Below are 12,654 nucleotides of genomic sequence, written 5' to 3'. Positions count from 1 at the left end.
GAACTCACAATGAACATCCTCTCCTACGGACACAAGATCCGTACTAATCGGGTGTCCACTAAACGAGGGTAACCTCAACACAAGATCCGTACTAATAGGGTGTCCACTAAACGAGGGTAACCTCAGACTTTCCGGACATACCGACTTAACCGGATATGGCACCCAGCGTCCATAGCGACGGCATACGCGGCGGTAAGATGCATCCCACACCTTTTGGCGGCCTGGCGTACCGAACATCCGCCTTGGACGAGATCTACAAGCTGGAAAGCCTGGCTCCCGCGGCGATCAACTTGTTTGGCTTTATGCACGACCGGCAATCCGTAGGCATGGCAAAAATTCAGAGCATGCCTGTAATGACAGCCAAGCTCACCAGCCGCAGAACGAACGCTACGCCCACTGCCAACCATGGCAACCAAGCCACGACGATCCGATTCAGACAACGAATAAAAAGGGCCAACAACCCCAGACACAACAACACCCTCCTAAGGAAAAGTGTTGCAACGACCCTCTGAACTCAAGTGAACCCAGGCCATGAAAAGGCTCCGCGGCTAAAAAGCCTCGGAGCCTTAAATCCGTGTGAAAAGTTCTTAACTTAGAACGGCACGTTGATGGGCAGGCCAGCTGCGAACTGGTTGTACGCCCAGTAAGCGTAGCCGATGATTTCACCGATCAGGTCAAATGCGCTGGACAAAGCAAACAAGGTATTCTCCTTCAACTGTCACGAAACTCTTATTTAGGTATCGCGACGGCATGCAACCGCGTTACATCGGCGCAATATTGTGTTTTTTGGGCAGGTCATGGGCCGACTTCGTGGCCAATTGCCGCAGCGCCTGGCGCAGGGCAATGCGCGATTGATTTGGCTGAATCATGGCATCGAGGTAGCCGCGTTCCGCTGCCACGTAGGGTGCTGTCATGGTCTCATCGTAGAAGTCCATGAACATCTTCTTGGTCATCTCGCGCTGCTCTGGGGTCTCGGCGGCCTCAAGCTGCTTTCCCGCAATCATGACCACGGCGGCGGCAGCACCCATGACGGCGATCTGCGCGGTAGGCCACGCCAAGTTAATATCGCCGCTCAAGTTCTTCGACCCCATGACGGCATAGGCGCCGCCGTAGGCCTTGCGCACGATGAGCGAGACCTTTGGCACGGTCGCTTCCACGACCGCGAAGGCGAACTTCGCACCGCGGTGAATCAGGCCCACCTTCTCCTGTTCCACACCCGGCAGGTAGCCCGGCGTATCGACTACGAAGACGAGCGGAACATTGTAGGCATCGCAGATGCGGATAAAGCGCGCGCCCTTATCGGCGGCATCGGCATCAATGCACCCGGCCAAGTGCATGGGGTTATTGGCCACAAAACCCACCGTCTTGCCGTCGATGCGGCCAAAGGCGGTGATCATATTCGGCGCGAAGTTTTCCTGGATTTCGATGATCTCATCGTCATCGCCAAGCTGGGTGAGCAGGTCCATCATGTCGTAACCGGCATTGGTGTCATCCGGCATGAAGGAATTTAGATCCTCGTCTTCGGTGATTTCGGCATCAGAAGGCGCGGGGAAAGTCGGCGATTCATCAAAGCAGGTCAGCGGCAGGTGATCTAAAATATCGCGCACCATGTCAAAGGCGTCTTCCTCAGAATCCACCACGGCGGAAACGTTGCCGTTCAGCTCCTGCTGGCGGGCGCCGCCGAGCTCAGCGGAGGTGACGTCTTCACCGGTAACCTCACGGATGACGTTGGGACCGGTGACATACATTTCCGCTTCCTCATCCACCGCGATGACAAAGTCTGTGGTCACCGGCGCGTAGACCGCACCGCCGGCGGATTTACCCATCATGATGGAAATCTGCGGGCTGCGGCCAGATAGCGGCAGCTGGCGGCGGGCAATTTCGGAGTACATGGCCAGCGAGGTCACCGCATCTTGGATGCGAGCGCCACCGGAATCTTGGATGCCGATGACCGGGCAGCCAATCTTGATGGCCATATCCATGATCTCGGTGACCTTCTTGCCAAAGGTGACACCCACGGAACCGCCGTAGACCGTCTTATCGTGAGCATAGATGCATACGGGCCGGCCGGATACGCGGCCATAGCCTGTGACCACGCCATCGGAATAGATGGCCTCCGGGTCACCCGGAGTCTTGCCCAAGGAACCAGTTTCGACAAAGGAACCTTCATCCAAGAGCTCGTTGATGCGCTGGCGAGGAGTGGTACGGCCTGCCTCGTCGCGGCGTGTGCGGGAACGCTCACTGCCTGGATCTTGCGCCTCATCTAGGCGCTTGCGCAAGTCAGCGAGTTTCTCAGCGGTTGTTTGCTTGGCCGCCACGTATCTTCTCCTCGATCCAATCGTTCATATGCTTGCCCACGGTGCCAATGGCTGGCTCGTCCGGCACTGCCAAGTGATCACCGGGCAGCTGCACAATATCTAGATCCTTAACGATAACGCCCCAGCCGCCATCCGGATCAACCTCAGCGTAGCGCGGCTCTAGCTCGATCGCACCGTCATGCATCCGCTCGGAGCGGAAAAGCAGCACGGGAACGCTGACATCGGCCCAGCGGTGGAAATCGATCTTGGCCAAAATCTGGTTATCCACAAAGGACGCGCGCTGGTGCTCCAAGACGCCGGCGGAAAGGCCGTGTTCGGAGGCATCCGTCGTGGCCAAGAATTCCGCCAGCATGGTCATCAGAGCGTCCTCGCCCATGGTGTCCAGCATCTCGTACGGCGGCTCAAAGTCCAGGCCGTAGGTCTTCTTGGCAAAGGCGGCGTAACGCTCCCACCGGGCACGGGTTTCCTCCAGCGTATCCGGTGCCGGGTGGGACGGCTGCGTGGTATCGAGCAAGGAAATGAAGGCGACCTCTGCGCTCTCCTCCCCACGCTTGCTGCGCTCTGCCAGCTGGTAGGCCACCTCGTAGGCCAAAGCGCCGCCAAAGGACCAACCGCCGAGGACGACCTTGCGGCCGCGCGCATAGCGAACGATGTCCTCGATATAAGCGGCGGCTCGCTCTTCTAAGGAGCCCTCAATCCTTTCCACGCCGTAGACGGCGACATCCGCTGGCAGCCTGCGAGTCAGCGGTTGGTAGACAACCGTGGTTCCACCGGCCGGGTGGAACATGAACACGGCGGGCCCATCGGCCTCACGCAGGACGCGGATATTGCCTTCCACCTCGGTCTCGAGGCCCTCACGGACCAGGTCAGACAAGGTTTCCAGTGCTTCGGCGTCGAGGACCTGCTGCGCGGTGACATCGATGTGGGCGCGCTCGCGCAAACGCTCGGCAATCTGTGCTGCCACTTCCTCGGAGATTTCCGGAAGCGGCGAGGTCACGCCCGCCGGGGCCTTGCCGGTAATGCTTGCCCACGTGCCGAAGACCATGCGTTCAGAGGCATCGCGCGGGGCAATGCCCACGCCCTGCTCTGAGGCCTCCGCAGTCTCGTCTGCTGCGGGCGCGGACTCTGTAGCCGCCGGTGCAGCGTCGGCGCTAGCGTCACTGTTATCTAAGCGACCGCCAGCAACGGCCTCCTCAACCATGGTGATGACGTCTGCCAAGGAGGCATCGCGAAGCGCCTGCACCTGCAGCGGTGGAATCTGGAAGTCATTTTCCACGCGGTTTTTAATGCGCATGCCCATCAAGGAATCGAGGCCCAGGTCAATCAGCGGCAGCTCGCGCGGGAGATCCGAGACGTCATAGCCCATGGATTCGGACACGATAAGCGCCAGGCGGTCCTCGACGGTCTCTTGCCGTGGATCCCAGCGCACGGCATCCACATCCTCCTCCTCGGCAGCCGTCTCCGTGCCGGCGTTGCCCTCTGGCACCGCCGCCACCCCAGGGATCGCGCCCGCGCCCAAATCCAGGCCGGAGGCAAAACCTTCCGCCAAGAGCTCAGTGCGCGTGTCCTGCACGCTATAGACGGCAATGGACATTCCACCAATGGACGTGGTGACGACGGTAGTAATTTCCCCGTACGGCGGGAGATCGCGGTGTTCCTCCGCGGCCACGATGTGTGCCCCAGGCTGTACCGCTTCTGCGGCAGCCTCCACGATGGCCAGCGTGGACGGGGCCTGATCCGCGTTGGTGGAAAAGGCTACCTTGCCCTCCGGCAAGTTCACGCGGTTACCGGGCAGGCCGGAGACCCCGGCCGAAGGCCGCGCATTGGTCCAAAAACGCTGGCGGTTGAACTGCGTGTACGGCGCTTCTGCCTGCGAGCCCGAGCCCACTACGGCGGCGAAATTCACCGGGGTTCCCGTCACGTAGAGCTTGCTCAACAAATCCAACAAAGACTCGGTAGGGTCCACCTTGCGCTTTAAGCTATACAGCAATTGCGCATCGGCCTTGCCCACGGCAAACGCCGTAGACATAAGCCCCATGAGCGCCACTGGGTTCGGCGAAATCTCCACCAGCTGAGTGTGCCCTGCGGCAAATGCTTGTTCCGTAGCGTCCTGCAGGTACACCGGGTAGCGGGTCATGCGCAGCCAGTAATCCTCATCGTGGACGGTGGTGCCGGGGCGGTAGACCTCGCCCTTATCCACGGAGGAAAAGAGCGTCGTATGCAGCGGGCGGGCCTCCATGCCGGCGATGGCTGCTTCGAGTTCGCCCAAAATCGGATCGACGGCAGAGGTATGCCCCGCGGCCTTCACGTTGAGGGCGCGGGCGAATTTCCCTTCATCGTCGAGTTTTTCCACCAACTCCAGTACCGCCTGGCGCGGACCACCCACGGTGGTCATGCCGGGGCCGGTATAGACGGCTGGCTCGATGGATGCATCGAGGGCGGCAATGTCTTCGGCGGATAGCTCGACGACGGCCATGGCTCCTTGCTCGGCATCGCTTAGCGATGCCTCTCCCTCGCCCATCAAGCGCGCGCGGTGGCAGGCAATAATCATCGCATCCCGCGCGGAAATTCCACCTGCGGCATAGGCCGCGGCGATTTCACCCATGGACATGCCCATAACGCCCGCCGGACGCACGCCGAAGGAGGCCAGTAGGTCCGTCAGCGCGATCTGGATGGCGGTGATGGCAACCTGCGCCGTTTCCGTGTCATAAGTTTGGGAATCGTCTTCAACGATGCCCAGGATGGACCAGCCTGACTCGAAATCCACGATGGCATCGAGTTCTTTCAGCCGCGTACTAAACAGCGGTGAGAGGGCGATCATGTCCTTCGCCATCTTGCGGTGTTGGGAACCAAAGCCTGAATATACGAAGACCGGCCCCTGCACCTGCGGGGAATCCGCGGCCGCAATGCCAACAGACACCTTGCCCTCAGCCACCTGGCGTAGGCGCTTAATGGCCTCTTCAGTCGAGCTAGCCATGACGACGGCGCGCGAGCGCGAGTGGTTGCGGCGCGCGACCGTGCGCGCTACATCTGCCAAGTCTGGCTGCTCTGCCTCTAAGAAATCCGCGAGCAGGCCCGCCGCACGCGCGCGGCGAGACGGCAAGAGGCCAGAGACCGGCAACGCCACCGTTCCGGTGGACAACTGCGGATCACTGGTGCGCGGGGTGCCCTGGTAATCCGTCAAGACGACGTGGGCATTCGTGCCGCCAAAGCCAAAGCCCGATACGCCGGCCACCTTTTTCCCGGAGTATTCCGGCCACTCGCGCGGGTCTTCAACGACCTCGAGGCGCTCGCCCACGAAATCGATATAGCGATTGGGCCCGGAGTAATTGATATTCGCCGGGATAATATCGTGCCGCATGGCCTCGATGACCTTGATGAGGCCCACGACACCCGCAGCGGATTCAGAGTGGCCGATATTGGTCTTGGCAGAGCCCAAGAGGACGGGCGATTCCATCCCACGCCCAGTACCCAGCACGCGACCGAGCGCGCTAGCCTCGATGGGATCTCCCAAGATGGTGCCCGTTCCGTGGGCCTCCACATAATCCACATCCTCGGGTGCTACGCCCGCGTCCGCGTAGGCACGGCGCAACACGTCTTCTTGCGCTTCTGGATTAGGTGCGGTCAGGCCATTCGAGTGACCATCGGAATTGACGGCAGAGCCCTTAAGAACGGCTAGGATTTCATCGCCATCGGCCTCCGCATCCTCCAGGCGCTTGAGCACCAGAACACCGGCGGCATCGGCACGCACGATGCCATCGGCGTCATCAGAAAAAGCATGAATGGCGCTGGTAGGAGAAGTAACGCCCAATTCCGAAAAGGCGGTGGAGGCGTGCGGGGCAGCCAAGATATTCACGCCACCCGCCAGCGCTACATCGGCGGCGCCGGTGCGCAGATCCTTGATTGCATGATCGACCGCAACCAAGGAAGACGAGCAGGCCGTATCCACATTGATGGACGGGCCGCGGAAATCCAGGGCATAAGAAATGCGGTTGGCAACGATTGCCGAGGAACTACCCGTGAGCGCATAAGGATGCATCTCCGTGGGATCGGCGGTAATCAGCATGCCGTAATCATTATTGGTCGAGCCCATGTACACGCCCGTGTGCGTGCCGCGCAGCTCATTGGCGGGAAGGCCCGCGTTCTCCAACGCGTGCCATACCAACTCGAGCAGGATGCGCTGCTGCGGATCCATATTCGCGGCCTCTAGCGGCGATAGGCCGAAGAACTCCGCATCAAAGGAGGCAACATCATCGATATAACCGCCATCGGTATTGTGCTGCGCGATCTTCTCACTCAATACGGGATCGGCGCTGTACTCAGACCACCGCCCCACCGGCAGCGGCCCCGTGCCCGCGCGCGATTCAGCGAGCATGGTCCAAAATTCCGGCACATCTTTAGCGCCTGGGAAACGTCCGGACAAGCCGATCACTGCAATATCAGAACCCTGCGCGGCGCGAGCTGTGCGCTGCACGCGCGGTGCATCGTCGTGCCGCCCCGCGGGCTCATTAAGCAAGCGATTGGCTAGAAGCTCAATCGTGGGGTACTCATACGCCACCGTCGCATCGAGCCGCGTGCCTAAAAGATTTTCTAATTCGCCCGACAGCACTACGGCATCCCGAGAAGAAAGACCATAGTTTTCCAGTGGGGTGGAATCTAAAATCTCTGTGGCCGCTACGCCCGTGGCCTGGGATACCCAGTCACGCAGCCATGCACGAAGTTGCTCGATGGTCATAAACCGTCTTTCCTAGTGGGGTTAATAGAACGACAAATACCTATATCGCTCTATTTTGTCACCTTGTTAACTTAACGTCCGAATCCGGCTTTAGGCTTGGTAGTCCTTTTTCGCCACGCGGCGGGCAATCTTATGCGAGGAGGTGCGCTTAATTTCCCCTTGCGCCTTCCACACGATATCGCTCGGGGTAATGCCGTGATTCTTTGTCACGGCCGTGCGAATTGCGTCGCTGGCGGCGGCGTCGCCGGACGGATCCGCGTCATCGGCGCGCTCCACCAAGAGCACCAAGGATTCTGAGTTTTCGCCCTCCACGGCAAACGCAGCGATGGAATCTGGGCGCACGTGCGCGGATGCGTCCTGCACGGTGCCTTCAATATCCTGCGGGTAGTGATTGCGCCCGGCGATGACAATGAGATCCTTAAGCCGTCCGGTGATATATAGCTCGCCCTCGATGATGGTGGCGAGATCGCCAGTGGCCATCCACCAGTCATCCTCTGGCAGGCCATCCTGGATGCGCTCACCCAGGGTATTGCGGAAGGTAGCCGCGGTTTCTTCTGGGCGGTTGAGATAGCCCGTTGCCATATTTTGTCCATGCACCCAGATTTCACCGATGGTGCCCTCTGGGACCTCGGCCTTGGTTTCAGGATCCACGATGGCAAGGTGCTGGAACGAAACGCCTTGGCCATTCGAGGCGAAGGCAACCGTTGCAGCTGACTTTTCCTCAATAACAGCGTGCCCGTCCGCCAATTTTTCGCGGTTGAAATGGGAAATGACGGGGCGCTTTTTATCCTGTGCGGTAGCGACGATGAGGGTTGCTTCCGCCAAACCATAGGAGGGACGCAGCACGGAACGCTCGACGCTGAAGGTATCTAGGAATTTCTGCACCGCTGGTTCCGTCACCGGTTCAGAACCAATGAGGATTCCATCAACGTTGGAGAAATCCGCGTCCTTGCCGTAGCGCGCGGCCAATTCCAAGGCGAAATTGGGCACGGCGGTATAGGTATTCTTCTCTTCACCCGGCTGGCGGCTGATGCGCTCAACCCACCGGTTGGGATGCTGAATGAAGTCGCGCGGGGTCATCATGTCCAATTCGATGCCCAGAATAGTGGTGAATAGCGCCAAGATGATGCCCATATCGTGGTGCATCGGCAGCCATGACACCACGCGTGGCGGGAACTGCAGGTTCACAGCCCGGAAAATTTGGAGCACATTCACCAAAATCGCGCGGTTGCTCAGCTCCACGCCGGCAGGGGTGCGCGTTGAGCCAGAGGTGTACTGCAAGAAGGCGGTGGACTCCACGCCCTCGCCAGCAACCGGCTTCCATGACGCCGCCAAGGAATCAGGCAGCGCATTGATGGAGATGACGCGCGGGCGCTCGCGCTCGGTGGAGAAATAGGTGCGCACCGCCGCGGCCGATACGCGGTTGGTCAACACAACAGTGGGCTCACAGTCAGCAAAAACCGCCTTGAGGTGATCCGCGTGCCCGGGCTCATTCGGATCATAGAGCGGAATCGGGGTCATTCCCGCGTACATCGCGCCCAAGAAACCGAAGAGGTACTCGGGGGAGTTGCCCGCCAGGATGGCCACGCGGGTGCCGGGTTCTGTTACCTGTTGCAGGCGCGCTGCCACCACTTTGATCCGGGTATTGATCTCCTGGCGGCTGAGCTTACGGGCGGTGTCTTCCTCACCGTAGAGCCACTGTCGCATTACTACCTGCGAGGTATCCGCGTCTGCCTGGTAGAGGGTCTCGGCCAGGCCCGCCAAGGTGAGCTCTGTCGGAAGGGCGATATTGCCCTCGGCGTCAAAGAACTTCCCCATGAGTTGCTGTATATCCATCGATTCTCCTTTGGTAAATGGTTTTGTCTTAAAAAATATCAATGCTGTAGCGCCTCATGTTACACGGCATCAATGACACGGTGGGCCCAGTCCACAACCCACTGGTTCGCAGTAGTCCCCTCAATCACGCCGCCGTTATCGGCGTACTGCGCGTGTACTCCATTGGCCCCGATTAAATCCCTGGCGCGTTCCAAACCATTGCCCACGCCGGTGGGCGCATCACACACGGTGTCATTGGGAGCACAGATCTGGAAGGTCCTATCCGCAAGCTCTCCAAAGCCGTGCGGACGCGCTCCGCGCATAGTCGCTCCAGGCACGATGGGCTGAACGAGGCCAGAGACGGGTTCCAAGGCAATCTCGGCGCCGATTCCACCCAGCTCGTGGCCCGGGTTTTGGCCCACGCCGTTTTCACGCCGTCCATCTGCAATCAACGCCACACCCGCGATATTTTCTGCGGGGATTACGCCTTCGCCACCACCGATGTCATCGGCCACATCGCCGGCAATGACCGCGCCTTGGGAAAAACCGCTCAAAATGAACTTGGTCTGTGGGCAGCTATCGTGCATGCCGCGCAGCTCCTCATTCATCTTCGCGGTGCCCTCATCACGGGAATCGGTGTAGCTCATTTCCTCCTGCGCATTGATATTTTTAAATTGCGCAGTATAAGGAAGGGTCCACACCTTTACATTATCCCCGTAAGCCTCCTGCAACGGCTGCGTAATAGACAGCATGAACGAGCGTGGATTAGCAGAAGGGTTGAGGGGATCATCGTCGGCCGCGGATTCCCAGGTACCTGGCGCGGAAATAAACTCCACGGCCGGGCACCAATCCGGCTGGGATTGCTCCGGTGGTGCTGCAGACTCTGACTCCTTGGGGGCGCTAGGCCCCGCCGAGTCCGAGGTCGTGAGGTAGTGCACCGCCCCCACGCCGATGACGACGAGGAGGGCAAGGACGGCAACAACGGTAATGATTTTTCGCATGAACTAGTTGTACCCGGAAAACCTCAAAGGAAGCTAGCAAAGGGCTGAACGTGCGTTGTTCTGAAGCAGCTTGGTGAGCTCGTCAAAGTCCTTATCAGAGCGTTGCTGCTCAATCAGTTGCCCGGCCACTGCGGGAATAGTGATTTCATCATCGCCGCAAGCGCCCTGGCCTGCACCGAGGAGCTGATCTTCTACCCCATCGACGTTCACGCCAGCATCCTTTAACGAATCCAGATACGCAGCCTCTTCCTTGGGCAGCTGCGCGGACGGGATTTCAGAGATCTCGCGGGCACCACGGTCCTCCGGGGAGTTCGCGGAACCAGACCCGTTCCGCGGCTCAGCGGAGCCCTTGGAATCGTGCTTGGACTCGGAGGGCTCCTCCGAGGAGGAAGCGCTGCTAGATGCAGACTCGCTGCTGCTCGTGGTCGATTCTTCGGAGGTCTTTTCACGCGACAGCGGCGCCACCGAAGTGTCATTGCCGGAGTCACTATCCACGGTGGCAGAGTCACACCCTGCCAAGCCGAGGCATAAGACCGCTCCTACGATGGCTAATTTACGCATGCTTATTTCTTTTCAGCCTGTACGCGGCCCATGACTTCACTGATCGTTCCGTGCTGGAACTCCTGCTTCAATCCACCAGCTGCGATTTCGGAGTAATCAGAGGTGGGCCAGCCAAATTCGCCGTGTTCCCAGCCCTTCTTACCCCATTCATCCATGATGGCACCCTTCAAGATGTAGTGCGCACCGGATTCTGGGGACCAGTAGATGGAGCCATGCTCAAATTCCTGGAAGAAGCCATTGCCATCCTTGACCTTCTTCTCACCGTCCGTGGGGAAGCCCAGTGGGGATTCGACACCGCCCATATCCTTGTACTTTTTGCCAATGGCACCAAAGGACACCTGGTTCTTGCCGTCCGGGTTGCGGGTCAAAACGCCGTTTTGGAATTCCTGGGTAAAGCCTTCGCCCACCTTCTTGACCGGGCCGGTCGGGTACTTCAGATCGCCGCCTTCATAGCCCTTCTCGCCCCACTTCTTAAACATGTCGCCGGTGATTTCCCAGGCGCCGGTCTCTGGGCTCCAGTAAATGGAACCGTTTTCGAAGTGCACGTAGCGTCCCTTGCCATCTGGCGTCTTAAGTTCATCGGACTTCGGGAAGCCCAACCAAGAGGTAGGGCCACCGATTTCCGCATAGCGGGCGCCAATGCGGCCGTACAGGGCATGCGCACCGGTCTCCGGGGACCAGTACGCCGTACCAGTTTCGAAGTCTTGTGCCTTGCCCTTATCAGCAACGTCATATTCGTTATTCAGGCAGGAACCGATGCGGCCTTCCTTGGTGGCCTTGGCGATCTCGCCTTCGGTCTGACAGTTCGCACCGCGGTCGGCCTTGTCAATATTGAGGGCATCCGCAATGTACGGCCATGCATTCTGCATCTCAAATTGCCAGAATTCCCAGCTGTGCACGCCGGAGGGGCGGAATTTCACCACAGGTTCCACATTGGCGCGCTTCGCGTAATCCACGAAGGTCTGGGTGGACATGCGGGAGATGACCTCGAGCCCCATGCCGGCCAAGCTGGCCTGACCCTTGGCCACGGAGGTGGCATTGCCAAAGTCATCCTTGCCGTTACCGGCAGAGACATAGACCTGCATGTCCTTGAGGTTTTCGATGCCCAGCTTCGGATCGTGGTCGATCCAGTCCTGCGAGCCCGGCTCGCCCCACATCTTGTGGGAATCGAATCCACCGGCATCGCGCTGCGCGGCCATGATGGCCTGCGGCATGCCGCGGGTGGTCGTATCCAGGTAGCCAGAGAACGAACCCACGAAACCGAACAGGTGGGGGTTGCGCTCCGCCAAGTTGATCGCCGCGGTACCACCCATGGACAGCCCAGTGACCGCACGCTTCTGGTTGGAGCGGTATTCCTTATCCAAGATGGGAACCAATTCCTTGGTCAGGAAGGTCTCCCACTTGTAGTTCTTGCCTGCATCCGGCTGCTGCCAGTCGGAGTAGAAGGAGGATTCGCCGCCCACTGGCATAATGAGGTTGACGTTGCGGTCCGCGTACTGGTTGAGGATATTGGTCTCAATGGTCCAGCCGGACTCGTCATCGCGGGCGCGCAGGCCATCAAGAGCCCATACCTCTGGGAACTTCTTCTCCGGCTGCGAATACCAGTCGCGCGCGAGCTGGATCTGCACCTTCTGCTCGTGATCCGGCATGGCTGCGGACTGGATATAAACCATCAGGTGACGGTTGGACAGGTACTCCACACGGTTGATCTTTACGCCATCCGGCAGGCCCTCCACCTGTGGATATTCGGTCTCCACTGGAGTACGGGCCGGCGGATCCTTGGGCGCAAAGTGATCAGACAGACTGCTGCCGTTGCCTGACTGAGAAGAGCTCATGTCACCGAGAGAGCTTTGGGCGGTGGCATTGGGCAGCAGGGCAAGTCCAACGGCAATGGCGGTCGGCATGGCTGCTACCGCGAGCCCCTTGCGGGCCTTGCCCGGGGAAGTGTTTTTGCGCATAGGTAAACGTCCTTGAAAATTTACCGCGGCCGCATTCCGAAGGTTCCCCTCCTCCGGACTGCTACCTGCGGCGTGAGCTGTCTATTGTGCGCTTAAGTTTAAGTTGAACTTGAGGCTTTGGGAAGGCTGACACGCCGTACAAAGTTATATCACCATTTATCTTGATAGATCCTGCCCATTACGTTGTTTGCAGTTCCGCTTGAAGGAGCCCAGGATTCGTAACTCTGCCCCTGTGCAGGGGCAGGTTATGTTTGTCTGCGTTCCTT

At 59.4% G+C, this 12,654-nt stretch carries 6 protein-coding genes; all 6 read right to left on the bottom strand.

Annotated features, from left to right (window positions below; all coding sequences use genetic code 11):
* Positions 1-761: 761 nt before the first annotated feature.
* The gene (locus tag ABRP64_RS11180) at positions 762-2,318 is read right to left on the bottom strand and encodes an acyl-CoA carboxylase subunit beta (RefSeq protein WP_284783745.1); all 1,557 of its coding nucleotides are present in this window, start codon (positions 2,316-2,318) and stop codon (positions 762-764) included.
* A complete protein-coding gene (locus ABRP64_RS11175; protein WP_284850499.1) occupies positions 2,293-7,053 on the bottom strand; it encodes a type I polyketide synthase in 4,761 nt (1,586 codons plus the stop codon). The genes ABRP64_RS11180 and ABRP64_RS11175 overlap by 26 nt, the downstream gene beginning before the upstream one ends.
* A 90-nt stretch (positions 7,054-7,143) precedes the next feature.
* Positions 7,144-8,889 carry a FadD32-like long-chain-fatty-acid--AMP ligase gene (locus ABRP64_RS11170; protein ID WP_349866483.1) on the bottom strand — a complete coding sequence of 582 codons (1,746 nt, stop codon included), beginning with the start codon at positions 8,887-8,889 and terminating at the stop codon, positions 7,144-7,146.
* 59 nt (positions 8,890-8,948) lie between these two features.
* Complete coding sequence (locus ABRP64_RS11165) at positions 8,949-9,869, bottom strand: cutinase family protein (RefSeq protein WP_284783740.1); 921 nt, start codon at positions 9,867-9,869, stop codon at positions 8,949-8,951.
* 33 nt (positions 9,870-9,902) lie between these two features.
* Positions 9,903-10,430 carry a hypothetical protein gene (locus ABRP64_RS11160; protein WP_284783738.1) on the bottom strand — a complete coding sequence of 176 codons (528 nt, stop codon included), beginning with the start codon at positions 10,428-10,430 and terminating at the stop codon, positions 9,903-9,905.
* 2 nt (positions 10,431-10,432) lie between these two features.
* The gene (locus tag ABRP64_RS11155; RefSeq protein ID WP_284796917.1) at positions 10,433-12,388 is read right to left on the bottom strand and encodes an alpha/beta hydrolase-fold protein; all 1,956 of its coding nucleotides are present in this window, start codon (positions 12,386-12,388) and stop codon (positions 10,433-10,435) included.
* Positions 12,389-12,654 lie beyond the last annotated feature (266 nt).

Source organism: Corynebacterium sp. KPL4015, assembly GCF_040225725.1.
GTDB classification, from domain to species: domain Bacteria; phylum Actinomycetota; class Actinomycetes; order Mycobacteriales; family Mycobacteriaceae; genus Corynebacterium; species Corynebacterium rhinophilum.
Note: the sequence above shows the minus strand (reverse complement) of the source record. Positions and strands in the feature narration are given on the sequence as shown.